This window comes from Planococcus sp. TJ-307 (assembly GCF_058268435.1).
Map to the genome: position 1 here is coordinate 19,446 of NZ_JBZDOJ010000003.1, position 25,860 is coordinate 45,305.

Here is a 25,860-nt window from a genome sequence, read left to right on the forward strand (position 1 = left end):
TGGTTTTCTGATCAGTGTTTATTGTCTTAATTTAAATCGTTGCCACCTGTGCCTTCAAACCTTCTGTCCATTTCCAGCCGCTGATTTCTGCAGCGTCCAAGACATGTTGTGTTTTGCTGGCTCCTACTATTGCAGATGTGACTGCCGGCTGATTGAGCGTCCAGGCCAGGGCAAACTGCGATAACTCATAGCCTTGGTCGCCCAATAAGTTCTTGTAAGCCGATACTTTTTCAAAATTGGCATCCGTAAAGTAATGCTGAATCAGCTCTTCGCCTTTCGCTGCGCGGCTGTCTTTTGGCATGTCGCCTTTTGATTTATATTTCCCAGACAGCACGCCTCTGGCCATCGGGCTGTAAACAAGCAGTCCCATTTCTTCGGATGCGCAATAAGGAATGACTTCGTTCTCCACTTCACGCGACAATAAATTATATTGCGACTGGCTCGACACAAAATGTTCAAATCCCTTTAAATCGCTGATTCCTCTCGCTTTTGCCATTTGCCATGCTGCATAATTCGAGCAGCCGATGTAGCGGACCTTTCCTTGCTTCACTAAATCGGTTAAAGCTGACAAAGTTTCTTCCAATGGCGTACTATCATCAAAACGGTGCACTTGGTACAGGTCAATCCAATCGGTCTGCAGCCGTCTTAATGAATCTTCTGCCTGCTGCATGATGTGATGCCTTGATAAGCCTTTGTCGTTCGGCTCTTTTCCCATTGGCAAACCCACTTTGGTTGCCAATACCGCTGCATGTCGTTTGCCTTTCAAATACCTGCCAACTATTTCTTCGCATTCCCCAGTACCGTATTTGAAAGCTTCATCCTGGCCCTTGCCATAAAAATTAGCGGTATCAATCAAGTTAATTCCTTGTTCCAAGGCAACATCCATAATCTCATGAGACGCCTGTTCATCAATCCAGCGGCCAAAAGCCATGGTCCCCAAACTGATATTTGATATCTTCAGGCCCGTGTCCCCTAAGTTTTTGAATTCCATCCAATCCCCCCCTATTTGCTAGTCCCTAATCCCGCAACAATTCACTCTTCATTCTATTCAATATTTCCATGGAAACTCCTGCTATCTAAAGCAGCGTTTAATCGATAATTCGATTAAAAACAGCCACTAGCAATGAGTGCTTGCTAGTGGCTGTTGGCTTTCTTTATTCGGCTCCATATTCTTCAAATACTTTGGCGGCGAATCCTGCGACATAATCACTGCCACCATTGTCTTCAATGGATTCAATCATCATGGCCAGAATAAAATCCGGGCTTTCCGAGTCGTAGGCAACAAAAAAGCCATTTTCCTGCCCCTCTTCGCCAATCGCACCCTTTAGTTCAGCGGTACCGGTTTTTCCGGCAATTTTCACGGATGGGCTATTGGCTGACTGCGCATAGCCATCCACTACAACATTACGCATGCCTGTACGAAGAATTTCGGCATTTTCTGCGCTCAGCAATCCATCTTTCCACACTTGGCTTTTTTCCTCATCCATAAACAGCAACGGCTTGTACATGATGCCATCTGTCAGAAACGGTTCGTACATGGAAGCCAAGTGAAGGATGTTGGTCAACATCTGACCTTGCCCGAATGAAGTATCAGCAAGCTGGCCTTCAGATCCCAAAGTACCTTCATTTGAAATTTGCGAAGACTGAAGCTCCAATGCGAATGGAATCTCTTCACCGAAGCCGTAGCTCTGCAAACCGGAGACTAAAGTTTCATTGCCCATTTGGAGTGCTTGGCGGGCAAAATAGATATTGTCCGAGTATACTAATGCCTTGTTTAGATCAATTGGATTTGGAGCTTCCGGATGCAGGCGGGTGACCCGGTAATCTCCCCAGGAACCGTCTTTTTGCCATGTTGCGCCATCAATCTGCAGGCCTTCCGCAGGCTCAAGCGTTTCCGCTTCCATACCGATTGCGGCAGTCACTGGCTTGATGGTAGACCCTGGTGCATATGCCGCTCCAAAGCGGTTGAATAATGGATTTAAAGGATCTTCGCTCAATTCCTCAAAACGGCTCTCGCTGATGCCCAACATGTATTCATTCGGATCATAAGCTGGGGAACTAACCAATGCCAACGTTTCACCAGTTTCCGGATCCACTGCAGCACTCGTTCCCGCTTCGCCTTCCATCGAATCGAAAGTTGATTTCTGCAACTCTGCGTCAATGGTCAGAACAATTGTTTCTCCATTTTCAGCAGCGGTTTCAGCAACCATTACCTCTTCTGCGTTGTCGCCTTGTTTTTGAATAAGAATTTTCATGCCTTTCTTGCCGTGAAGGCGATCTTCGAGTGTTTGCTCAAGACCTCTTCTGCCGATTGAATCGGTCGAAGTATAGCCCTGATCCTGGAGTTCTTCCAGTTTTTCAGCTGTGATTGGCCCGATATAGCCGCTCAAATGGCCCAATGCTTCTCCGTATGGATATTCGCGCATGGCAGTTTCCTGATAAGTGGCGCCTGGGATCGCCTCTACTTTTTCCAATAACTCCGCATCATTTTTGGCAGCCTTGGAAATGGGTACAAACTGATCCTCCTGAACCCAGCTTTGCCCCAGTTTTTCATCGATAGCAGCCACTGAAAGTCCGAGAACTTCTGCCAGTTCCTCTTTAGCGGATGCTTCAGTGAAGTTTTCCGGTACCACACCGATATTATAGCCTGTCCCGTTAATGGCAATTGGCTGTTCGTTGCGGTCCAAAATTTCACCGCGCTCTGCATCAGTTGTGGTGACACGGACTTCGTCACCCGTTTCCAGCTGTTCGAAAATAAAAGAAGGGTCCCATTCCACAAACCAATCTTCCGTGTCTTCCTGCGTTTCAAACAGCAAAGTCATCGTCTTTTCAAACTCGACCGGTCCGGCCATCGTATCCATCTTTATCTGGACTGGAAAATCTGCCGGGTTTTCGGTATCCCATTCAGTATCTTCCGCAGGCTCTGTATAAGTCACTTCGACATTTTCAATCGCCAAGTCCTCATACAGCTTTTGCTGCCGTTCAACAAAGTCTTCCGGAGCATACGCTTCTTTTGTACCTTGATTTAAATAAACACTGTACATCTCTGAAAACTCTCCAGTGTTCCATTGTTCTATGTACGCTTGCAGCCGCTCTTCAGGTGAAGCCTGTTGCTGGCATCCCGCCAACAACACCAGAAAAACTAATGCCAAGACGATTGTTATTTTTTTCGCCATCCCATAACCCCCAATTGTTTTCTTTATTTTACCAATAAATACCGTGAAGTTGAAAGGATAACAGTTTCTTTCTGGAATAGCAGTGAAAAAGACCATATTCCTTTTTATAAAAGTCACTAGGTTAGACAATGCCCCATTCAAAACATCCGCAATTTCCAGTTTTAATATGGTAAACTGATAAACAAACGACAGGAGGGTGAATATGGTTAAAATTACATTTTCAGAATCTATTGGTGCAGTACTAACACTTGAAAAAAGAACACAATTAAAAGAAATTCACGAAAATCTTTACAGCAAAAAAGGAAGAGGCTCTGAGTTTCTTGGATGGTTGGATTGGCCAAGTACACTTGATGAAGAGTTTATGAAAAAAGTTGAAAAAACGGCGGCACAAATCCGTAATACGGCGGATGTTTTGGTCGTTATCGGCATCGGTGGATCATATCTGGGTTCTAAGGCCGTACTATCAGCATTAGACCCATACTTCAGCAAAGAATCAGGCCTTGAAGTTGTTTTTGCAGGCCATCAAGTCAGCGGCGAATATTTGAAGCAGCTGCTTGCCCATCTTGACGGCAAGCGTGTCGTGGTCAATGTCATTTCCAAATCAGGAAAAACGACTGAGCCAGCCATTGCTTTCCGTTTCTTGAAAGATTATATGGAGAAACGCTATGGCCAGGAAGCAGCCGAGCGAATCATTGTCACGACAGACGCTGAAAAAGGTGCCTTGCTGACGCTTGCCGAAGCCAATGGCTACCAGCGCTTTGTCGTTCCTGAAGATGTAGGCGGCCGCTATTCCGTTTTTACTGCTGTTGGCCTCGTGCCAATTGCAGCGGCGGGCTACTCCATTCGCGACTTACTTGCAGGAGCCTTGAATGCAGAAGAACTATACAACAACACCGACGCGGATGAAAATCCAGCATTGCAATACGCTGCAGTCCGCCACCAGCTTTATGTAGAAGGCTATACAACTGAAGTGATGGCGACGTTTGAACCAAAACTTTCATTTGTTCAGGAATGGTGGAAGCAATTGTTTGGCGAAAGCGAAGGAAAAGAAGGCAAAGGCATCTTCCCAGCTTCTGTTTCCTTCACAACCGACCTTCATTCCATGGGGCAGTATATTCAAGACGGCAAACGGAACTTGTTTGAAACCTTCCTATTGGTCCAAGAAGCGAAAGAAGATTTATCAATTTTCGAAGCCGAAAACGATGGCGACGAATTGAATTACATGGCTGGCTTGTCGTTGCAGGAATTTAACCATGTTGCCTATAAAGGTACATCGAGCGCTCATTTAGATGGCGGCGTACCTCAGCTCAGCTTGACAATTCCAAAAATCGACGAATACAATATGGGCCACTTGCTGTATTTCTACATGCTCGCATGCGCCTACAGTGCTTACCTGCTCGACATCAATCCATTCGATCAGCCAGGTGTTGAAGATTACAAAAACAATATCTTTAAACTGTTAAATAAACCAGGATTCTAAGACATAGAAAAAGCTAGCCTTCCATAGGCTGGCTTTTTCTATGTGGAAATTTTCTACTCACCCCACTTGTGTTAACTTAAATTAAAAATAAGTTGACTTAAATAAGACCTCTACGTATACTCAAATTATATTGAAAATCAGGAGGATCCCGTATGACAACAACTACTGCCAGATCGACCAATCACTCTCGTACCCTGCAATTGGTACATATCGCCATGTTCTCTGCCTTGATGGCCATTGGCGCAAACATCTCTTCATTTTTGATTATCGGCGGTGTGCCAATTACCCTGCAAACTTTCTTCGCTATTTTGGCAGGCATTCTGCTGGGCAGACGGATGGGTTCTGTTTCCATGATTGTGTATGCATTTATCGGTCTTGCCGGTGTACCGGTTTTCGCTGGATTTTCTGGCGGCATGGATACCGTGATCAGCCCGACTTTCGGATTTATTCTTTCTTTTATCTTTATCGCCTATACTGCCGGATTGATCGTAGAAAAATGGCCAAGCAAAAAAGGCTTTGTCATAGCAGCGCTGGTTGGCACCGCTGTCAACTATTTTATTGGCACCAACTGGATGTATGCAGCTTATAAGCTATGGTTTGCGGCACCTGAAGGCTTTACTTACCAAATGGCTTGGGCCTGGATGGCTGTCCCTCTTCCAAAAGATTTGATCTTGGCAGTACTTGCCGGTTTGTTCGGCTATCGTTTACGCCCGATCATTCAAAAATACCTATAAAAAAACCGGATGCCACTGAGGCATCCGGTTTTTTATAGGTATTATTTAGACGGAGCTGCTTTCCACTGGTCTTCCAACCAGTTTTCGAAATCTTCGCCTTTATCGCCTTTGTACGTATCATAAATATCCACACGCATTTTTTGCAGCTTTTCTTTGAACTCTTCATAGCTGTGGTCTGCAGGCAAACTCTTTTTGATGCGGACAAGTACTTTGGACGTATCTTTGATCAAATCAAATTTCTTCCGTTCCGGCATATGGACGTTTTCACCGAAGCCTTTTAACTTTGCATAAGCCGCCTCCTGTACTTGATAAACAGGATCGTGATTCATACGGTGCGTCAAAATATCGATTGTTGGTTCGCTCTTCCACTTGCCAAGCTCTTCAACCGCAGCCAAACGCTCTTTCCAGTTTGCTGTCCGGTTCGCCGCTTTTTTCAATTCGTCGTAATTCGGTGGTAAATTGCTGATGTCTTTGTTCGGTTGTTTCAAAAAATTCATTCTCCTTTATTCATCTCCCTTTGCGGGAAATGGTGTAATGCTCTCCGTTGACGGAACAAGTTGCTACCAGTATACCATCAACTGCTGCAAAAGGAAAAAAGTCGATTATTCATACTAAAGCGCAAGGACCTGCGCTTTAATCGCACCGATCAAACGCTCTACTTCCTCTTCTGTGCTGTAAGGTGCAAGCCCTGCCCGCACCCAGCCGCCACTGTCGTTGACGCCAAGCACATCACCAAGCGTAGACGCATAGAAATGTCCTGCAGCAGCAAAGATGCTGTAGTCTTCTGCCAGTACTTTGCAGATTTCTGCCGGTTCAATGTCCTGAACTTGAAATGCGACTGTCGGCGTTTTTGGTACGTCTGCCGCAGCCTGCGTAACCGTGACCCCTTCAATAGCTGACAAGCCTTCACGCAATCGATTGGCCAAACTGTTTTCATGGACCTCAATCTGCTCCATGCCGGACAAAATACGTTCTCTGCGAGTTTCACCTTCGCCAAATCCAGCAAAAAACTCAATGGCAGGACGAATGCCTGCAATGCCTTCGTGGTTTTGTGTACCGGTTTCCAGTTTGTCAGGATAATAGGACGGCGACGTAGTCAGCTTGTAAGGCTCCAGATCCTTGAAGACTTTTTCTTTAATAGCCGCAATCCCGATATGCGGGCCAAAAAACTTGTACGCTGAGCATAGTAGAATATCAATTTGCAACTTGTCCCGGTCAATCGGTAAATGTGGAGCGGCATGGACAGCATCTGCTACCAGCAGCGCACCGACTTTTTTCGCACGCTCCGCAAAAGGCTTGAGGTCAACTATTGTACCGATTGCGTTGGAAGCCATTCCGACAGCGACAATCTTTGTTTTATCGTTGATCAGATTGTCCAGGTCTGTCAGATCCAGAGTTTTTGTTTCCGCGTCGACTTTGACCCAACGCACCGTTAAGCCCCGGTCCTCTGCCATCATGATCCATGGATCGACATTGGCGCGGTGGTCCATTTCTGTGACCACAATTTCGTCACCTGTTTTAAAGTTTTTGCCGAGTGCATTGGCGATGGCAATCGTCAAGGTTGTCATGTTGGCACCAAATGCCACTTCTTTTGATTGGACATTTAAAAAGTCTGCCACTGCCAACCTGGCTTCTGAAATGATTTCTTCAGTTTCCCAACTTGACGGGAAAGACCCGTGCAGATTAGCGCCGCCTCTTGCCATATAGGTTGATATGGCTTCGATTGCCGAACGGACAACTTGTGAACCGCCGGGGCCATCAAAATAAGCAACCGGCTTGTCTTTATACGTTCTGGCCAAGGCCGGAAATTGCTCCCGTACTTGGGTGATAGGAAATGTTGTTTGGGTGGATTTCATCGTTTGCAGCTCCTTTTCGAATGAGGTACTGTTATCGTATTCAATTTTCCCTTGGAATCTCCTTTATTTTTTCAGCGATTTTTGGAATACGATTCATTGCGGCGACAATACGATCCATTAGGCCTGACATACGATCCACACCAGTTAAAATACGAGCCATTCCACCCGAAACATGATCCTAACAACATTTCACCACAAAAAAACGCCGCAAATCGCGGCGCTCTTCTTTATTCGGTTAAACGGCTTTTTGGCAAACCAGAATCTCGCGCAGGAATAACCCTTTTTTTGCGATGCAGCGATCAGTAACGACAAATCCAGCTTCTTCAACCATATGGTCCATTTTCTCGATAGTGACGACCAGCAGTTTTTCCGTAAAGGGGTGGGCATCTTTCAAAATCGCCAATTGGTCTGCAGGTGTTGCATGTGTATATAAATTGTACGGCATGTCGATAATGGCCACATCGTACGTTGCTTCGACTTCCGCTATCGGACCCAGCACGACTTCACCTGACAACCCAAAATGGGCAATATTTTCACGGGACCCGTCGACAACCAGCGGGTTGATGTCGCGCCCGACAATGTCAATGCCCATCGACAGTGCCTCCACCAACACTGTACCGATGCCGCAGCATGGATCAATAGCTTTGACGCCTTCCGGTTGTGGCACCGCGATGTTCGCTACAGCACGTGCAACACGTGTGCTGAGCGCCGTTGAATACTCCCGCGGCTTTTTCATGTGCTTGAACCAGACCGGTTCGCTTTGCGTATAACGCCCAAAATACCAGCGGCCCTCCAAAGGAATCAACCCAAACGTCACATCTGGATGATGGACATCCGCTTCGCCGGTAATGGCTGATCCAATTTGCCGCTCGACGTCTCTTTTCCCTAAATAGTCGACCTGATTTTCGTCAGATAAGCCATTAATTTTTAAAAAAATCACTTTGAACGTTGCATCACCCATATCGACTCCGGCGGACTGCTCCAGGATGTCCTGCAACGTCTCGCCTTCAAAATACAATTCGATTCGTTCCTTGATAAACGGGCTCCGGCTCGGATCAATTTTTACGTTGCTCTTGACAATTTTCCCGCTCGTGTCCGCTCCAAAAAAAGACCGCATTTCCATTTGGCATAATGCTTCTTCATCATTCGTATAGGCGTATGTATAAATATAATCGCCTGTTGCAGTTAATCGATTCAATTCATCCCGTCCTTACCAGCCCTGTTGTTCAGGACAATATCCCTCAAGTATAGCAGAATGCATTAAAAGTTAGTCGACTTGAAGATCATAATTTGCTTCAATAACTTTAATAAGCTCTGTAATCAATGTATTGTACGGCGTCTCGATGCCATGTTGCCTGCCGAGTTTCGCCACAGCTCCATTAATGGCATCAATTTCGGTTTTTCGGTTGTGCAGGACGTCCATCAGCATTGATGACTTATTGGCCCCAATTTCCTCCATGCCCATCTGCAGACATTTTTGGATGATTTCCTCCGCATCAACAGATACGCCTTCTGCTTTGGCTACTTGTACAGCCTCCAGAACAACACTCCGCAATAAAGATTTTCCTTCCTCCGTATTTAAAATATCGCCATTTTTCAATCTGGTCAGTGCAGTCAGCGAATTATAGGCAACGTTAACGAATAATTTATTCCAAATGACGGTTTGGACATTTTCTGCCAATTCGGTTTCCAGACCCGAGCGATTCAACAAGGCGATAAATTCCTGGAGCTTTTCTTGTGCCTCCAAGTCTTCAGATCGGCCAATGTAATTCCTGCCCCACCCGCGGTGAAGAATCTGGCCGCTGCTTTCCACACTGGCACCGCTTCCCATCGTTCCCGCGACAACCGGATTGTTGGGAAAGAGCTCAGCAATTGCTTCCAGATTTCCCAGACCATTCTGCATGGTGACAATCAAGGTTTTCGGTGAAAACGAATCTTTCATAGCTTCCAATACCAATCTGGTGGCATGTGCTTTCACCAGTACCAATACAAGATCATAGGCATCTTTTTTTGAAACTTCCTGCACTACTTTTAACGGTATCGTTGTTTCTTGATCATCGCTTTCAATGATCGTCAATCCGCTCTGATTGATCTTGTCGACATGCAGATTTTTTCGATTATATAGAATAACTTCAGCTTGCTGAGCTTTTAAACGGCCGCCGAACAAACTCCCCATTGCGCCTGCGCCTATAATCAATATATTCATCCAATCCCTCTTTTCAAGTAGCTATCTCAACTGATGATTAGCCTGAATATACCACAAAAAAACCAGCTCCCTCTACAGGACAGCTGGTTTTTCAAAGCTTATTTTTTTGCAGGTTTTCCCGTTTTGCGAATATCTGCGACTACCAGAGCACCTACTAATAAGAGGCCCAGGTAGCCGACAACTGGATAGAACCAATTGACGAGCGCCGTAAATCCGAGAAAGCTCAAAAGAAATGCTGCAGCACCAGAAATGATGACAAAAATCCGGAAACGGCCTGTTCCTATTTGCATGAACCGAGCCGAAAACGACAGCAGCAAGCTAACTGCGGTGTTGTAAATCATCGCAAAAATAACAATCGCCATGATGATGCCCAGCACTGGAGAAATGTTGTCTGCAAGAGCAAGCATCGGCAAATCAGAAGACCCGATAACATCCACTTTAGAGAATATCGCCAAATAACTTAATAAAATCAAAACACCGAAACCGAGTCCGCCAATCAGGCCGCCGCGGGCTGCGATTTTCTCATCTTTCTCTGCGCCACCCATCACAAGTGACATCGAAGCGCCAAGTGCGATAGCGAGTGAGACATAATTAACAGCAGATAATAGCCAATTCGGTGTCGAAGACAATTGTTCTCTAGCAACCGGCTCCAGTTCTGCAAAACTTGAATCCATTGTCAACAGGCTGTATACAGTAATTCCAACGACCAATAAAACCAAAAACGGAGTTATGCTGCTGATGATGGTAATAACTTTTTTAACATTCAACATAATGGTGAAAATAACGAGGATGATCATGATGCTTCGCCCAAATGCTGGCGCCAAGTCGAATTGCTGAGAGAAAATCGATCCTGCTCCGGCGACCATAACGACCAAAATGCCGAACAAAGTTAAGATGAGGGTATAATCGATTATTTTGCCTAGCACCCTTCCGCTTATCGCATACACGGCATCTTCATGCGAAGTTGTTTGCATCCGGCTGCCCAGACGCGTCAATACCATCCCTAAATAACCGAACAACGCGGTTGCAACAAGAACTGCTCCAAATCCCCAGTAGCCAAAGCTTGTAAAATACTGCAGTATTTCTTGTCCAGAAGCAAAACCGGCTCCCACTACAATTCCAATAAATGCACTTGCAATTTTTAAACTTTTTTTCATCATCTCTTCCTTCCGTTTTTTTTGCAGCTTTTTCATCGGCTGCTGAAAAGGGAATTTTCCATTCCCCTATTTTGAACCACCTCTTCTATTACCCGTTGTTGATGCGCATAAACTTAAATGGCTGAAAAACTTTCATCTTTCTTGCTTTTACTCGCTTTTTGGATTATCCTACCTTATTAGCAAACACTTTTAGAGAGGTCGGGATCGTATGGAGCAATTCGATCAATCCCTCGAAGCATTTATGGATAGCGTCGGTTGGTTGGCACCATTTCTGTTTATTTTATTGCATTTAGTGCGGCCGCTTTTGTTTCTGCCGGTTATTGCCGTTTGTGTTGCCGGTGGTTTTCTTTTCGGTTTTTTTGAAGGCGCTCTTTTGTCGTTTATCGGTCTTACTTTAATGAGTTGGGTATCTTATCTGCTGGTCAACAAATTCCCTAAGTTCCAGGCGAAAATGGCACGGTTGAAAGATAAGATTTTTCCCGACCGCACTTTGTCGGTTTCACAGGTGATGATTTTGCGTATCATGCCTTTTGTCCACTTCCATTTACTATCCTTGTACTTGATGGAAATGACCAAAACGTTAAAAGAGTACATGGTTATTTCTGCACTGGGATTAATCGCTCCAGCAATTCTTTACACTGCGTTTGGCCGTGCCATCACAGAATTCCCTTGGTACATCACTGTCAGCATGTTTATATTGCTTGCCGTTATCTTCAGCTTCATCGGAAAATGGCAGAATGGCAGACCACAATCCAGTTAAGTTTTATCAGTCAACCGCAGTAAAATAAAAAGCCCAACGTTCTGGTGGTGCACCCCAAAAGTTAGATTTGAACTCTAACTTTTGGGGTGCACCACCTCTATTGGGCTTTTTATTTATCCCCAAAACCTATATTCTCTTTCATTTAGGGTATTACAAAAAGGAGATCATCAAGTAAACGATTGAAAAGGAGAATATCTATGCCCGTTTTCAAAACCAAAGACATTGAATTATTTTACGAAGATATTGGGGAAGGACGTCCACTTCTTCTGCTCCATGGATTGACCAGCAATTCGGCTATGTTTTATCGTGAAATTGAATTTTTCAAAAAAGAGCGCCGTGTGATTGCACTTGATTCACGCGGCCACGGCAATTCCAGCCGCCTCGATCAGTACACATTGCAGGATCATATAGACGACGCCATCGCCCTTCTTTCCCACTTGGAATTGGATATTGTTGATGTGCTTGGCGTATCCATGGGCAGCTATATCGCACAAGGTGTTGCCATTCAAAAGGCTGACAAAGTCAAAAAACTGATACTGGTTGCTACAAAATCATACGGAGAACAATCCTCCATGGTAGAGCTGTTTGAGCGGTATGCTGATAAGTTTGATGGCTTGAGCCTAATCGACAAATTCAGTGCCTCCTCCAGCTATATTTACCATAACCAAAAACGGATTGACGAATGGCTCAGCAAGACAGCTCAAAACAGTCAGCAATTGAACATGAAAGAACAAGGCGTCGCGGCAGAGGCTTTGGAAAAATTCGATTTTCGCCAGCAGCTTGCTAAGATTACCGCAGAAACATTGGTAATCAGCGGTACATTTGATGGCTTAAATCCTCCAGAAAAAGGGCGGGAAACGGCTGTTTTTATTCCAGACGCTACCTTTATGGAATTTAAACTTTCTGGTCATGCACCCAACGTGGAACAGCCCTTCCTCTTTCTCGGAATCACTGAAAATTTTCTGGAATAGACTTTTTCGAATAAACTGCACCTATTTGAATAACTGAATCGACTACGACAAAGCCCCGCTCAGCGTAAAAACTGGGCGGGGCTTTATCGTAGTTGCACCTTATTGTGCTGTATAACCGCCATCCAATACAATGGCTTGTCCTGTAACGCCTGAAGCTTTGTCACTCGCTAAAAACATTGTGTAATCCGAAATCTCTTTTACAGCCAGCAGCCGCTTTTGAGGAATCAATGGATAGAGCACTTCTTCAAACACTTTCTCGATCGGCACATTGCGCGTCTTAGCCAAATCGCTCATCTGGTTTTGAACCAGGGGCGTATCCACGTAGCCTGGGCACATGGCATTGACGGTGATGCCGTGCTCTGCACCTTCCAGTGCCGCAACTTTAGTCAATCCGATAACGCCGTGTTTTGCGCTATTGTAAGCGGCTTTTCCAGCAAATCCGACAAGTCCATTAATGGACGCCATATTGATAATGCGCCCTGCTCCTTGTTTCTTCATGATCGGAAATGCATGCTTGGTCGCAATAAACGGTGCAATCAGCATAATCCGAATCAGCAGCTCATATTTTTCGGTTGGAAATTCCTCAAGCGGCGCGATATATTGCAAACCGGCATTATTAATCAGCACATCGAGCGATCCATAATGCGCAACAGTCTGCTCGATGGCGTTTTTGATTTCTTCCTCACTCGTGACATCACATCTAATGCCGATGCAATCCAAACCCTTTGACTTTAATGCTTGTGCAGCAGCTTTTACTGCTTCTTCATCAACGTCTGTTAAGACAATTTTCGCGCCGGCTTCTGCAAAATCGGCACTGATTTCATAGCCAATTCCACTGGCCGCACCTGTAATCAACACCACTTTATTGTTTACCATAGTCAATTACCTCCACTGCTTTTTGTTAAATGCCAAGTCCCAATGTAAACAAAACAATGGCAATTGCCAGTCCGATCAACGGAACAATAACCGTAACAGCCCCAACTGCGCCATAAGCCGCTTTATGCGTTTCTCCACAGATACCCTGAATGGTCGTTACCACGTAGCCATTGTGCGGCAATGAATCAAGGGCTCCGGAAGAGATCGCGATTGTCCGGTGGAGCGCTTCAGTATTGACGCCCATATCAATATAATGCGGTGCAATCAATGGCAACGCGATAACCTGTCCGCCGGAAGCCGAACCGGTTAGTCCCGCAATGACACTAACAGCGATGGCGCCGCCAATCAACGGGCTTCCCGGAATGCTGGTCATCGCATCTACGGCTGTTTGGAATGCCGGCACTGCTTTTGCCACGCCGCCAAATCCGACGACTGCAGCCGTGTTGCCGATCGCAATCAATGCACCAATCGTTCCTTCAGACAAAGCCTTGCCAAGGTTCAAGAAATACTTGCGATTTAATAAATACGTTGTGATGACACCGCCCAACAAGGCGATAATTAACGCAGAGGTCATCAATGAATCATGGAAGATGAATGAAATTACCAGTACCACCAGCAACGGGATCAAGCCCATTAATGGGTTAGGCAGATCACGATCTTCAATAACCGGATCTGTCGAACGTGCTTCAAAGCGCTCTCCTTTGTTGACAGCTTTTTGAATCATCCGCTTTAGCCACCAATAGCCGAACACGGCCATAAAAACGGCTACTAAAATACTGACTTCCCATCCTGCATAAGGAGTCGTGTTCAAGTATTCAATCGGAATCCAGTTTTGAATTTCCGGTGAACCGGCTGATGTCATCGTGAACGTTACCGAGCCTAATGCTAAAGCAGCCGGAATAAACCGGCGTGGCAGATCTGCTTGTTTGAACAAACTGAGTGCCATTGGAAAAACGGAGAATGCGACAACGAACAAGCTGACGCCGCCATATGTCAATACCGCACAGGCAATGACAATTGCCAGCACGGCTTTAGATAAGCCGAACTTGCCAACCAGCCATCTCGATACGCTGTCAGCAGCTCCACTGTCTTCCATTACTTTACCAAATATTGCCCCAAGCAGGAACATCGGAAACCATGAGGTGATAAATCCAGAAAAACTGGTCATATAATTGGTTAATAAATTCGCTTCCCCTTCTCCGACTAATTGTGGAAACAATGGCAGTCCGCTAAAGATTGCCACAAATAATGCTGACAACGGACCCGCAATCAACAAGTTCATGCCTCTCATCGTCAACACAATGAGCAGAACAAGTCCCCCAACCATTCCAAACATACTCAACATATAAAATCCCCCTTTTTGTAAACGCTTACTTAAAACGATTAAGTTATCTAAATATTTAGATCCTCAACTACTTTCATTAGTGTACAACTAGGCAAAGAATAGGTAAAATGAATAATAATTATAAGTTCTATAACAATTAGTTATAAGTTAGGAGGTTCATATGGACATTCGCCAGTTAACCTACTTTGTGGAAGTCGCCAAACACCAAAGTTTTACAAAAGCCGCTCTTGCTCTTCATGTAACACAACCCACTTTAAGCAAAATGGTCAAAAACCTGGAGGATGAAATGGATGTAGTACTGTTTGATCGTTCTGCCCGCCAAATCGGTTTGACCGATGCGGGAGAAGTGGTTTACACGCAAGCCCAAAAAATCATCCATAGCCTCGATGATTTATCGGCATCCCTGTATGACGTCATGAACTTGAAAAAAGGAAAAATTAAAATTGGTCTGCCACCGGTCATCAGTACCCTGTTTTTTCCAACCATCATTGCTGAATTTCAACGCGCCTATCCAGATGTCACCATCATGTTGGCAGAGGATGGAGCCAAAACCGTTGAAAAAAAAGTCTACGAAGGCGAAGTGGATTTGGGGTTTGTCATGCTTCCCGTTGACAGTGAGAAATACGATGTCGTGCCATTTGTCGACCAAGAAATCAAGTTGCTGGTCCACGAATCCCATCCGCTTGCCCACCATGATTTGACTGATTTGATCTGCTTTAAAGATGATCCTTTCCTGATGCTCAGCAAGGAATTTACTTTGAATAGCCGAACAGTTGAATTCTGCATCAGTGAAGGGTTTACGCCAAAAATTGCCTACGAAAGTTCGCAATGGGATTTTATTGTCGGTATGGTGGAGAAGAATTTGGGTATCACACTGATGCCGAAACTAATTTGCGACCGCGTTAAGGACGGTCCCTTTAAAATGATTTCACTGACGAATACCTTCCCGTGGAGACTCGGCATCATCATGGCGAAAAACCGGTATGTTCCCTATGTTTCACGGGAATTTATTTCGCTGGTAGAAAAGCTGCCGAAAGTTTGACATAACAAAAGGAGCCTCCAAATGGAAGCTCCTTTTTGCTTACTAAAGAAAAACGATAATGGCCAGCACAGCTGCCAACACCAATCGGTAAATGGCAAAAGGCATCAGTTTGATGCGGGAAATCAATTTCAAAAAGAAACGGATGGAAATTAACGCGAAAACAAAGGCCGAGACAAAGCCAACAATATAGAAAGACAGGTAATCCAACGACAGCGTATCCCAGTTTTTCAAGACCGATACCAGGCTTGCACCGAACATGATCGGAACCGCCATAATAAACGTAAAGTCTGCGGCAACCCGGTGATTTAAACCAAACAGAACCCCGCCTGATATGGTGGCGCCTGAACGAGAAAACCCTGGCCATAACGACAAACATTGCACAAGCCCGACTTTCAGCGCCTGGATATAGGTAATCTCATCCAATGAATTGACCGTCGGATTTTTGGGTCCGAACTTGTCTGCAGCAATCATTAAAATCGATCCGGCAACCAATGCGTAAATGACCGTTTCGACGCCAAACAAATGGTCATCGATCAAATCTTTGAACGCAAATCCAAATACTACTGCCGGCAACATGCCGATGATAACGTGCAAAAGGTTGAAGCTTGAATTTGCCTGCTGTCCTTCAATTTTGTACAAGCCCACCAAGCTAAACAACCGTTTCCAAAATACCACAACAACCGCTAAGATCGATCCCAGCTGAATGACAATTTTAAATGTATTCGCTGGATATTTCCCTAGAAACTCTTGAGATTTCAGCCACATATCATCGACGATGATCAAATGTCCAGTAGAAGAAACCGGCGCAAATTCAGTCATGCCTTCGACAAACCCTAAAATTAATGCCTTCAATAAATCAAACCAATCCATGTCTGCTAATCCCGCTTTCCTTAGTAAAATAAGTGCCTGCGCCTCTCTTGATGAAAGAAAATTTCTTTTGTTCGACTAAAATAGAACGCTGTAAAACTTGGAAAGGTTGCAGCGATTTTAACTAAGGAAAGTAATTTCCACCGTTATTTTCCTGCTTTTTTCTTTACGGCTAATTCAATTGCTTCTTGTCCTTGAACCACTTCCAATATTTGACCAGCCGTTTGAGGATGTTTGAGCAATTCAGCTAGTACAGCCGCCACATCTTCGCGTGAAATGGTGTCATACATTAAGGTATAGCCCAAAGTTACTTTGTCGGTTCCAGCATCGTCCGTCAAAGTTCCAGGGCGCAAAATTGTCCAATCCAATGCAGTCTTTACCAAATCCACTTCAGACTGGCGCTTAATTTTCATGTAATGCTCAAAGCTTGCTACGGGTTCTTGATCACGGCCTGCATCTGGAAAAGCCGACACCAGCAATAAGCGGCGAACTTGCGCGAGTTCGGCAGCTTTTGTAATTTTTTTCAATCCTTCGCCATCAATGGCGGTGGTCAATTCCTCTCCTGCCCCGCCGGCACCTGCTGAAAATACGACAGCGTCGCAAGATTTCAAGAGCTGTGAAAATTCCTCGACAGATGTCTCAATCAAATCAGCCAAGACGGTTTGAATGCCTTGTGCTTCCAGCTGCTCAGCTTGTTCGGCTTTGCGGATAAAGCCCAAAGGCTCATCTCCGCTATCGGCTAAGATGCGCCCTAACTTGCTGCCTACTTTTCCGTTTGCCCCAATGATTGCCACTTTCATATGCTGCACGCTCCTTAATGTTCTTTATTTTTTGCAGTCATTCTACCAAAGACCTAGTAGTTTCCACCACAATCCGCCTGCACCCATCCAAACCACGATGTGGATTAGTGAAATGATAAAGCCCAATTGCCACCATTTCTGCTGGCTGACATAACCGCTTCCAAAAAAGACGGGAGCTGGACCTGCACCGTAATGCGTCAAACAGCCGAACAAATTGCTGAAAAAAGCCAAAATGAGTGCCGACAATAACGGCGGTGCTCCCGCTGCTACGATAACCGATAAGAAAGCGGCATACATGGCGCTGACATGCGCTGTATTGCTGGCGAAAAAATAATGCGAATAAAAATAAACAATTGCTAAAATGATCAAGGTCGGCATCCATGACAATTGATTTACCGAGTCTTGCATCAATCCACTAAACCATGGAATCATGCCGAGGACATTCAAGTAGGTTGCCATCATCACGAGCACAGCAAACCATACCAGCGTATCCCATGCCCCTTCTTCTTTCTTAATATCCGACCAAGTTAACACTTGCGTCAGCAATAAAACACTTAATCCTACAAAGGCACTGGCAGTCGCACTAATGCCAAAGTTATCACCGAAAATCCAAAGAACAAGCAACAGGACAAATACACCGATCATGTACTTTTCTTCTCTCTTCAGAGGGCCCATTTCTTTAAGTTTTTCTGTTGCAATCACTGTAGCTTCTGGCGTTTCTTTCAACTCTGGCGGATAAAGCTTGTAAATCACCAGAGGAATCAGAATAAGGCTGATCAAACCAGGAACAATTGCCGCCAATGCCCATCCGCCCCAAGTGATGGTTACTCCTGTAATATCCTGTGCGATTTGGACAGCTAAAGGATTGGCCGCCATCGCAGTTACAAACATGGCAGACGTAATCATGTCCCCTTGGAAAGATACTTTTGTCAAAAACGCGCCGACTCTCCGCTCGGTTCCATCTTCCACTCTGGAATCATAGGTTTCTGACAAAGACCGGATGATGGGAAAAATGATTCCGCCTGCTCGCGCAGTGTTCGATGGCATCGCTGGAGCCAGCACAAGGTCGCTGAATAACATCGAATAAGATAGCCCCAATGTTTTCTTTCCGAACATCCGTACAAAAACATAGGCAATCCGCGTCCCCAAACCTGTTTTGATAAATCCACGCGAAATAAAGAATGCAATAACGATTAACCAAATGGTCGTGTTCTGAAAACCGCTCAAGGATTCTTCAAGCGTCAAGGTATTGGTCAATACAATGACCGTTAATGCAAAAATAGCCGTACTTCCCATTGGAACTGGTTTGATGACCAAACTGACGATCGTTGCTACAAAAATACTGAACAATTGCCAAGCCTTGGCTTCTAATCCTGAAGGCGTAGGTATAAACCACAAAATGAGACCGATGGCCAGAACGATAAACAGTTCACGCCATTTCACTTCACCTTGTTTACTTGCAGCTGACATATTACCACTCCTCTATTTTTAGAAAACTCGCCAAAATTTTCTGTTTGTGTATGTTTGTAAATGATCCACTCAATCTAAAAAAAGAATAAGTGGCATAGTAGACAATACCACGACCGCAGAAAAAACTGCAATTTTTCATTCTTGATTTTCTGCAGATTTTTTCTTTGTTCAATTCTTTGCCATTTCCCTTCATAAATTTCTTGAAATTGACTGGCGTAAGCACAAAAAAATTAGTAAGCAGTCCATCCAGCATCAGCCGTTATAACTGTGCCGTTGACAAAACTCGAATCGTCAGATGCTAGGAATAATGCCACTTTAGCGATTTCTTCTGATTTACCATTGCGAGGATTCAAGGCCAATCCCGCCTGCGTACGCCCCATTCCCATTTCGCTGATGGATGTCATGGACGAACTGATATTGGTTTCTACGCCACCTGGTGCGATGGCGTTACAGCGGATACCTTCTTTTGCATACATGAAACCGGTATTTTTGGTGAAGCCGACAACTGCATGTTTTGAAGCGGTGTACGTAGCTCCTGCGCGTGCTCCGTACAATCCGCCTGCTGAAGCGATGTTGATGATGATGCCTTTATTTTTCTCCAGGAAAATCGGCAATGCTTTACGGGTTGAACGCATCACGCTCATTGTGTTGATTGAAAAAATGCGCTCCCAATTGGCGTCTTCGATTTCTCCGGCTGGTTCAAAATTGTCCATAATCCCTGCATTGTTGACCAGAATGTCCAATGTGCCATATTCACTTACAGCCAAGTTGATCATCGCTTCAATTTCTTCAACGTTGCCAACATTTGTTTTGACTGCTTGTGCGACGCCGCCGTTGCTTGTAATACCCGCTGCTACATGTGCCGCACCTTCTTCATTAATATCCGAAACGATTACTTTTGCGCCTTCTTTTGCGTAAAGTTCTGCAATCGCTTTCCCCATGCCTGATGCTGCACCTGTTACAATCGCTACTTTTCCTTCAAGTTTCATACTTTAAGTCTCCTTTTCTATCGGTTATTTTGGATTACAAGAGAACGCTTCCATCTATACACTCTCAGTATATTGGCCTATACTTTAGTTATCAATCAACAAATCTAGTGTGAAATGTTGAAAAACGAACAGAGAGATTTGATTTTGTGCAGCTCCACAAAACAAATGAAGAAAGCGAGGTCCTGCTGGTGAAAAAAGACCGGCGAATCAATAAATCGAAAAACGCATTAAAAGATGCCTTGATCCTTTTAATGGAGGAGAAAGAATTTAAAAGCATTACCATCACAGAAATTGTTCAATTGGCGAACTTAAATCGCGGAACGTTCTACAAGCATTACCCGACCCAGGAAGAACTGCTTCATGAGTTAATCGAAGATGTTTTGTCAGACCTTGTCCGTTCTTACCGAGATCCGTATATGACAATTCCCAATTTTGATGTAGGCAAAATATCGGCTTCTTCTATAAAAATATTTGATCATGTTGAACGCTATTCACGTTTTTATACCATTATTACTAGTTCCAATGTGCTTCCGGGTTTTCAAAATCGCATCTGCCAAGTATTAAAAGACTTGATTCAAAGCGATTTGGCGGAATTGATGCCGAACCCTTCCATTGATCACAGTCTGCTCAGCAGCTATAACGCTTATGCACTGTTTGGCTTGGTTATTGAGTGGGTCAATGATGGCTTTGCCTTTACGCCGCATCAAATGGCAGATCAACTGATCCGCATCATTTCTTACCAAAATCCTAAAAACACAATGGAAACAGTGAATCGGCCCCATTCTGCGGGATAATCAAAAAGGCACTTCGATGTTCCTTCTAAGGGAACATCGAAGTGCCTTTTCATTTATTCTTCTACAAGACTCGCATAAACTATCAATCGCTCTTCTCTTGTACCCCGATCAAAATCATAAGTTCCTGAACAGGTAATCAAAACCAGCTCAGGTGACGAGGTATATCCAAAAACCTTTGAAACATCTGCTAAATCAAGTAGAACTGATTCCATCGTATGGACTTTAAATGTTAAAGTTCTCTCTTCAGCCTGTACGATTACTTCATCACCCAATTGGAGTTTGGAGAGATCCCAGAAAATTGCTGGACCTTCCACACCATCAACGTGTCCGGCAATAACGGCACGGCCATTTTCGCCTGGCTCGTATCCCGGAGAAAACCAGCTGACGTCTTCAATATTATCCGGTACCGCCATCTCACCATTCTCTGTAGTTCCCAGATGCTGGACTTGTGCTTCCAGATCGATTGAAGGAATGTTTAGAGATGTTGGCTGTATGCCGGTTCGTTTTAATCCGTTAATTGGATTTTCGGCTGGAGTTGGTTGCTGAATATTGACAGTAGCCGGTTCATCCAGTGTAAATCCCACATTTTCCGAACGGACACTGACCTCATCTACCGGCTGCTGGCAACCCACAAGCATGGCAACTACCAGAATTAGCAAGAGTTTGTTATTGAAAACGTTTTTTCCATACAAGGGTACTCGCTCCAATTAAGACCAGGGCGCCACCTAATAGTAACCACATAGCCTGTGATTGGTCAGGAGTTCCAAGACCTGTAGTCGGCATGCCATCTGGAGATCCTGCTGCTTCGTAATCGACAAGCGCAATCACTTCCAGTGAGTCCACTGTGTTTACTGCGAAGATACTATAAACCGTATCAGCAGCTAACTCCGTACCTTCTAATGGCAACACTTGTGTTCCATCCGGCAAACGAATTTCCAAGTCGTACGTATCCGGAGCTAATTCTGCATAATCCGTAATTCCAGGGAACTCTGCTCCACTGAACAAGGCATCTCCGCCAATTACGCCAACATCAACGGCTGGTGCATCCGGAGACAAATGTCCAACTCGAACTTTCGTTTGTCCTTCTGTTACTTCCATTGAATCTTCTGCAACGACAAATTCAATCGATTCCAGCAAGTTTGCTGCAGCAACTGTATAGGCTTTGCCAGCTTCGACTGTTAAGTCTGCCTGCAGTACGCCTTCACCCGCAGCGTATTCTGTTCCGTTTGCAAAAACTTCTACATCATGTGTTCCAGCTGGTACTTCCAAATAACCGGAATCTGCTTTAAAAGGTACATTTTCAAGTGTTAAATCTCCATTGACATAAACATCTACAGCAGGTGCATCCGGCGAAGCATGGACCACTCTAAGTTTCGCGGTGTGGCTATCAGCCATAACTCCAGAAGCGAGCAACGAGAACACAAGAGCCATTGCAACAGAGAATGAAACTAAAATTTTCTTCATTTTTCCCTCTCCTTCATGTGTGTAGTTTTTGCACAAGTATTGTACAACTTATTTATAACCTAGAACTTCCAATTCTGCAAGCAATAAAAAGAGTATTCTGATTTTTGAACACAAAGAACTAAATTGCTTATATGCGACAGGAGCAGACTGCTTAAATAGCAGCTTTGCATGCCACAACTTAGCCGGATCAGCCTCCTTTCTCTTCGGCCACGTAAATATCTATCCCTTAACTCCTTAAGCAATGATTTCCGCTTTAGCCGTTATGACAATGTCGTTTAAGGCCTGTGTAGCGAGTTTATCAGCTTCTGCGTTGGCTTTCCGCGGGATTAAATTGTAGTCAGCCTGAATGCCCAACTGTGCTAGTTTCTGCTCTATCCGGCTGATCCAGGGTTCCAGCAGCTCTTCTGCTGCCGGCCATTCATTGTCCAATCCTTCAATAACCATTCGGGAATCTCCCAAAAATCGGATTGGAAGATGATGAACTTCCAGGTATTCAAGTTCCTGCAGGGAAAAATACAGCGCAGCATATTCCGATTCGTTATTGGAAGCTAAATTATTATAAATGGCATTCGCTCTCAGCCGATAGGATTTTCCGCTTTGTTCATAATATACAACGCAGCCAACTCCAGCTTTTCTCGTCTGCCGGTCGTAGCCTCCATCAAAATAGACCGTCACATTATGTGGTTCGGTTTCAATTCCTTTTAAGTAGGCTTTCATTTCCTTCACGGTCCAGCTGCTGTCAAATTTGTCTACAAAGCCAATATGCTTGGAACGGCCGGTCCGCTCCAAGTCTTCAGCAAACGCAATCGCTGCAGCTGCCGGCATTTCTTCTGAAAAGAAAGTAGTTTCCAGGCCTTTCGGCGTTTTATAGTTCCATTCTATTCTGACGTTCAAGCCCAGTCCCTCCGTTCTATGTGCAATACCCAATTTGTCCGCTCTTTTTATAAGCACTATTCCCGATGAAAAACTCATTAAACGATATTTCCAAATAAAAGGCCGGCTCATAAATGAGTCGGCCTTTTATAGTTACAATGCTTTTTCTTCCAAACGTTTCAAGTCTTCTTTATGGCCCATCACAATCAATACATCATTTTGCTCGACAACATCATCTACCGCCGGTGCAATATTGACATCTTCTAGTCTTTTTATGGCCAGAACGATGCAGTTAAATTCCACGCGGATGTTCAAGTCGACCAATGTTCTATTCGCCATTTTTCCAGATGCGACCAGTTCGATAATACTGTAGTCTTTGGAAAGGTCGATATAGTCGACGATTTTATCTGAGTCGACATGATGGGCAACACGGATGCCCATTTCTTTTTCCGGCTGAATCACCCGGTCCGCACCGACTTTGTCCAATATCTTTTCATGTTGCAGGTCACGTGCCTTGACCCATACTTTTGGCAAGCCAAGCTCTTTCAGCATAAGTGTGCACAGCACACTGGCTTGAAGGTTGTCTCCAATTGCTACAATCGCATGTTCAAAATTCCGTACACCTAAGGATTTCAGCTGATTTTCATCAGTTGCATCTGCGATAACGGTGTAGGCCGCGTACTTTCTTAAAGCATCGACTTTTTCCGGATCTGTGTCGATGGCCATGATCTCATGCCCCAAGCTATACAGTTCTTTACAGACACTGCTGCCAAAACGGCCCAAGCCAATGACCACAATTTGTTTTTTCACATGCGTCCCTCTTCTCTGTATAATTCCACTTCTTTTACTTTATTCTCAAAAGAGCTCAATTGCAATCAAAGCTGGTGGACTTTTCAGCCGTTAACTGATACAAAGAAACAATAAAGTCTTACTATTCGAACAAAAGGAGGATATCTATGAAAACTTTAAAATATACCTTAGTTGACGTATTTACCACTCAAGCTTTTGGCGGCAATCCGCTGGCTGTTTTTCACGACGGAACGGGATTGGATTCCAAAACTATGCAACAGATTGCCAATGAACTGAACTTATCGGAAACTGCATTTATTTGTCCTCCCAAAAAGCAACAAAATCAAGTTAGCCTTAGAATCTTTACGCCTCAGGTAGAATTGCCAATTGCCGGCCATCCTACAATCGGGACGGCTTTTGTTATGGCTTACCTCAAAATGCTTCCTTCACAAGACGGGCTCAACGAATGGACCATTGAAGAAGGGTTGGGAGATATCGCTGTAACGGTCCATAAGGAGGGCGAAAAAATCATGAAGATAGAAATGATCCAACCCTTGCCTGTTTTTGGAGAATCACTGACAAGACAAGCTCTTGTTGCGGATTTATTGTCGTTGCCCAAAAGTGAACTGGATACCCGCTTTCCCATCCAAACCATTTCTTCCGGTCTGCCGTTTCTGTTTGTCCCTCTACGTTCTCTTGCAGCTATGAGAGAAATCAATTTCCGAACCGATGTCTGGGAGCGCCATTTCAGCGGCGATACCGACCGTCAGCATATTTTTGCCTTTACGACAGAAACAGAACACGATGGATCTACTGTCCATTGCCGTATGTTTGCTCCTGCTATGGGCATTGCGGAAGATCCAGCAACTGGTGCAGCTGGCGGCCCACTTGGTGCATTTCTTGTTGAACATGGCGTAGTCGAAAGCAACCAGGAAGAGAGATACTCTATTCGAAGCGAACAAGGAATTGAAATGGGAAGGTCCAGTTTTATCGACATCACCATCACTAAGAAAAAACAAAAATATGAGGAAGTTAAAATTGGCGGCACAGCAATTGTTATTGGCCAAGGCGAACTCTATATCCCATAAATCACGGGAATGGCAATTGGTCTGCCAAACAACTATTAAATCATGAAAACAACCGCAGGCTCCTCACAGCCTGCGGTTGTTTTCATAAGTTTTCTAACGGCTAGTTTCCAGCTTTCACACCGACTTTCTGTCCGGTTCTTAATGACTCGTAGCACGCGTCAATGACTCGCATATTCTTTATTGTAGAGTCAGGTGTAATGATTGGTGCTGAATCTGTTAAAACCGCATTAGAGAAGTTCTCAATTTCCAGCCGGTAAATATCTCCTTGCACCTTTTCTTCGCGTACAGTTCCATCTTTTTGAACAAGGATGATTCCTGTATTGCCATTAATGTCCGGACGAAAAGCAAATGGCACTTTAATGGTTCCTTCAGTGCCAATCAGTTCGTATTCATTTCTGCTGACCATATTAAAGCTGCAATCGAATAAAGCTTGGACTCCGTTGCTCATCTTCATGTGGACAATTCCAGTCAAATCAATCCCTTGGACTGGATCGATTTCTCCTTGGGCCATGACCTCTACAGGCTCAGCATCTACTAAATGACGGATTACTTGAATCGAATAGCACCCGACATCATAGATGCTTCCTCCGCCCATGGCCGCCTCCATTCGTATGTCCGTTGACCGATTCTGCAGGTAAAATGAATGGCTGGATTTCACTAGCTTGATGTCACCAATTTCACCTGAAGCAACGATTTCCTTTACTCGTGCATGCTGAGGATGTAATTGATACATAAATGCTTCCATGAACTTAACACCGTGTTCCAAACAAGCCGCGATCATTTCTTCTGTTTCGGCTTCACTTAATGCAAAAGGTTTCTCGCAAAGAACATGCTTGCCTTTTTGTGCCGAGCGAATGACCCATTCTTTATGCAAATGGTTTGGCAGCGGGATGTAGACAGCATCAATGTCTGGATCTTCCAGCAGTTCTTCATAACTTTCATAGGCTTTCGGTATGTGTAATTCCTGAGCCACTGCATGAACTTTACTGGTTCGGCTTGCTATTGCAACAATTTCAGCATTATCTGCGCGCCCTATGGCAGGAATCACTTGTGTTCTGCCAATGTGTGCTGTACTCAAAACTCCCCAACGAATTTTCTGCATCCTGTTCTCTCCTTTTAAAAC

At 44.6% G+C, this 25,860-nt stretch carries 25 protein-coding genes; 7 read left to right on the forward strand and 18 right to left on the reverse strand.

Features of this window, described 5'->3' with window-relative positions:
- Positions 1-31 precede the first annotated feature (31 nt).
- Together AC4EHK_RS11750 and AC4EHK_RS11755 are read right to left on the reverse strand one after the other, a co-directional pair.
- Positions 32-991, reverse strand: a complete 960-nt coding sequence (locus AC4EHK_RS11750) for an aldo/keto reductase (RefSeq protein ID WP_490978973.1) — start codon at positions 989-991, stop codon at positions 32-34.
- 163 nt (positions 992-1,154) lie between these two features.
- Entirely contained in the window at positions 1,155-3,176 is a 2,022-nt protein-coding gene (locus AC4EHK_RS11755) for a penicillin-binding transpeptidase domain-containing protein (protein WP_490978974.1), read from the reverse strand.
- A 202-nt stretch (positions 3,177-3,378) separates the two neighbouring features.
- Here AC4EHK_RS11755 and AC4EHK_RS11760 point away from each other — a divergent pair, with 202 nt between their 5' ends.
- Both AC4EHK_RS11760 and AC4EHK_RS11765 read left to right on the forward strand, forming a co-directional pair.
- Positions 3,379-4,656, forward strand: a complete 1,278-nt coding sequence (locus tag AC4EHK_RS11760; RefSeq protein ID WP_490978975.1) for a glucose-6-phosphate isomerase — start codon at positions 3,379-3,381, stop codon at positions 4,654-4,656.
- A gap of 152 nt (positions 4,657-4,808) precedes the next feature.
- Positions 4,809-5,390 carry a biotin transporter BioY gene (locus AC4EHK_RS11765; RefSeq protein WP_490978976.1) on the forward strand — a complete coding sequence of 194 codons (582 nt, stop codon included), beginning with the start codon at positions 4,809-4,811 and terminating at the stop codon, positions 5,388-5,390.
- A 41-nt stretch (positions 5,391-5,431) separates the two neighbouring features.
- Here the strand turns inward: AC4EHK_RS11765 and AC4EHK_RS11770 are convergent, their stop codons facing one another.
- From AC4EHK_RS11770 to AC4EHK_RS11790, 5 genes are all read right to left on the reverse strand, one after another.
- Positions 5,432-5,878: a HEAT repeat domain-containing protein gene (locus AC4EHK_RS11770; RefSeq protein WP_490978977.1), complete on the reverse strand. Its 447-nt coding sequence runs from the start codon at positions 5,876-5,878 to the stop codon at positions 5,432-5,434.
- A 123-nt stretch (positions 5,879-6,001) separates the two neighbouring features.
- Entirely contained in the window at positions 6,002-7,246 is a 1,245-nt protein-coding gene (locus tag AC4EHK_RS11775) for a cysteine desulfurase-like protein (RefSeq protein ID WP_490978978.1), read from the reverse strand.
- Positions 7,247-7,481: 235 nt separating this feature from the next.
- Positions 7,482-8,444 carry a TRM11 family SAM-dependent methyltransferase gene (locus AC4EHK_RS11780; RefSeq protein WP_490978979.1) on the reverse strand — a complete coding sequence of 321 codons (963 nt, stop codon included), beginning with the start codon at positions 8,442-8,444 and terminating at the stop codon, positions 7,482-7,484.
- 69 nt (positions 8,445-8,513) lie between these two features.
- Complete coding sequence (locus AC4EHK_RS11785; protein ID WP_490978980.1) at positions 8,514-9,452, reverse strand: ketopantoate reductase family protein; 939 nt, start codon at positions 9,450-9,452, stop codon at positions 8,514-8,516.
- A gap of 98 nt (positions 9,453-9,550) precedes the next feature.
- On the reverse strand, positions 9,551-10,609 hold the full coding sequence (locus tag AC4EHK_RS11790) for a YkvI family membrane protein (RefSeq protein ID WP_490978981.1): 1,059 nt from the start codon (positions 10,607-10,609) through the stop codon (positions 9,551-9,553).
- Positions 10,610-10,817: 208 nt separating this feature from the next.
- Between AC4EHK_RS11790 and AC4EHK_RS11795 the strand changes: the two genes are divergently transcribed.
- Positions 10,818-11,369: a TVP38/TMEM64 family protein gene (locus AC4EHK_RS11795; protein ID WP_490978982.1), complete on the forward strand. Its 552-nt coding sequence runs from the start codon at positions 10,818-10,820 to the stop codon at positions 11,367-11,369.
- A 197-nt stretch (positions 11,370-11,566) separates the two neighbouring features.
- Positions 11,567-12,340, forward strand: coding sequence for an alpha/beta fold hydrolase (locus AC4EHK_RS11800; protein WP_490978983.1), 774 nt, complete (start codon positions 11,567-11,569; stop codon positions 12,338-12,340).
- Between the two features lie 99 nt (positions 12,341-12,439).
- Here AC4EHK_RS11800 and AC4EHK_RS11805 read toward each other — a convergent pair whose 3' ends face one another.
- Together AC4EHK_RS11805 and AC4EHK_RS11810 are read right to left on the reverse strand one after the other, a co-directional pair.
- Positions 12,440-13,216, reverse strand: coding sequence for a 3-hydroxybutyrate dehydrogenase (locus AC4EHK_RS11805; RefSeq protein ID WP_490978984.1), 777 nt, complete (start codon positions 13,214-13,216; stop codon positions 12,440-12,442).
- A 25-nt stretch (positions 13,217-13,241) separates the two neighbouring features.
- The gene (locus AC4EHK_RS11810) at positions 13,242-14,561 is read right to left on the reverse strand and encodes a GntP family permease (protein WP_490978985.1); all 1,320 of its coding nucleotides are present in this window, start codon (positions 14,559-14,561) and stop codon (positions 13,242-13,244) included.
- A 160-nt stretch (positions 14,562-14,721) separates the two neighbouring features.
- On the opposite strand from AC4EHK_RS11810, the gene AC4EHK_RS11815 reads away from it, so the two are divergent.
- Entirely contained in the window at positions 14,722-15,603 is an 882-nt protein-coding gene (locus tag AC4EHK_RS11815; protein ID WP_490978986.1) for a LysR family transcriptional regulator, read from the forward strand.
- A 42-nt stretch (positions 15,604-15,645) separates the two neighbouring features.
- Here AC4EHK_RS11815 and AC4EHK_RS11820 read toward each other — a convergent pair whose 3' ends face one another.
- The 4 genes from AC4EHK_RS11820 to AC4EHK_RS11835 form a co-directional block, all read right to left on the reverse strand.
- Positions 15,646-16,473 (reverse strand): undecaprenyl-diphosphate phosphatase, encoded by an 828-nt coding sequence (locus AC4EHK_RS11820; protein ID WP_490978987.1) that lies wholly within the window; start codon positions 16,471-16,473, stop codon positions 15,646-15,648.
- A gap of 143 nt (positions 16,474-16,616) precedes the next feature.
- The gene (locus tag AC4EHK_RS11825; RefSeq protein WP_490978988.1) at positions 16,617-17,270 is read right to left on the reverse strand and encodes an SDR family oxidoreductase; all 654 of its coding nucleotides are present in this window, start codon (positions 17,268-17,270) and stop codon (positions 16,617-16,619) included.
- 42 nt (positions 17,271-17,312) lie between these two features.
- Positions 17,313-18,740, reverse strand: coding sequence for an anion permease (locus tag AC4EHK_RS11830; protein ID WP_490978989.1), 1,428 nt, complete (start codon positions 18,738-18,740; stop codon positions 17,313-17,315).
- Positions 18,741-18,970: 230 nt separating this feature from the next.
- The gene (locus tag AC4EHK_RS11835; RefSeq protein WP_490978990.1) at positions 18,971-19,729 is read right to left on the reverse strand and encodes an SDR family oxidoreductase; all 759 of its coding nucleotides are present in this window, start codon (positions 19,727-19,729) and stop codon (positions 18,971-18,973) included.
- A gap of 146 nt (positions 19,730-19,875) precedes the next feature.
- Between AC4EHK_RS11835 and AC4EHK_RS11840 the strand changes: the two genes are divergently transcribed.
- Positions 19,876-20,523: a TetR/AcrR family transcriptional regulator gene (locus tag AC4EHK_RS11840; RefSeq protein ID WP_490978991.1), complete on the forward strand. Its 648-nt coding sequence runs from the start codon at positions 19,876-19,878 to the stop codon at positions 20,521-20,523.
- A 53-nt stretch (positions 20,524-20,576) separates the two neighbouring features.
- Here AC4EHK_RS11840 and AC4EHK_RS11845 read toward each other — a convergent pair whose 3' ends face one another.
- From AC4EHK_RS11845 to AC4EHK_RS11860, 4 genes are all read right to left on the reverse strand, one after another.
- The gene (locus AC4EHK_RS11845) at positions 20,577-21,215 is read right to left on the reverse strand and encodes a class F sortase (RefSeq protein ID WP_490978992.1); all 639 of its coding nucleotides are present in this window, start codon (positions 21,213-21,215) and stop codon (positions 20,577-20,579) included.
- Positions 21,190-21,987 (reverse strand): DUF4397 domain-containing protein, encoded by a 798-nt coding sequence (locus tag AC4EHK_RS11850; RefSeq protein ID WP_490978993.1) that lies wholly within the window; start codon positions 21,985-21,987, stop codon positions 21,190-21,192. Before AC4EHK_RS11850 ends, AC4EHK_RS11845 begins: the two co-directional genes overlap by 26 nt.
- Before the next feature lie 234 nt (positions 21,988-22,221).
- Entirely contained in the window at positions 22,222-22,881 is a 660-nt protein-coding gene (locus tag AC4EHK_RS11855; protein ID WP_490978994.1) for a reverse transcriptase-like protein, read from the reverse strand.
- A 132-nt stretch (positions 22,882-23,013) separates the two neighbouring features.
- On the reverse strand, positions 23,014-23,670 hold the full coding sequence (locus AC4EHK_RS11860; RefSeq protein ID WP_490978995.1) for a potassium channel family protein: 657 nt from the start codon (positions 23,668-23,670) through the stop codon (positions 23,014-23,016).
- 146 nt (positions 23,671-23,816) lie between these two features.
- Between AC4EHK_RS11860 and AC4EHK_RS11865 the strand changes: the two genes are divergently transcribed.
- Positions 23,817-24,737 (forward strand): PhzF family phenazine biosynthesis protein, encoded by a 921-nt coding sequence (locus AC4EHK_RS11865; RefSeq protein WP_490978996.1) that lies wholly within the window; start codon positions 23,817-23,819, stop codon positions 24,735-24,737.
- A gap of 100 nt (positions 24,738-24,837) precedes the next feature.
- On the opposite strand, the gene AC4EHK_RS11870 is transcribed toward AC4EHK_RS11865, so the two are convergent.
- The gene (locus AC4EHK_RS11870) at positions 24,838-25,839 is read right to left on the reverse strand and encodes a Gfo/Idh/MocA family protein (RefSeq protein ID WP_490978997.1); all 1,002 of its coding nucleotides are present in this window, start codon (positions 25,837-25,839) and stop codon (positions 24,838-24,840) included.
- Between the last annotated feature and the right edge of the window lie 21 nt (positions 25,840-25,860).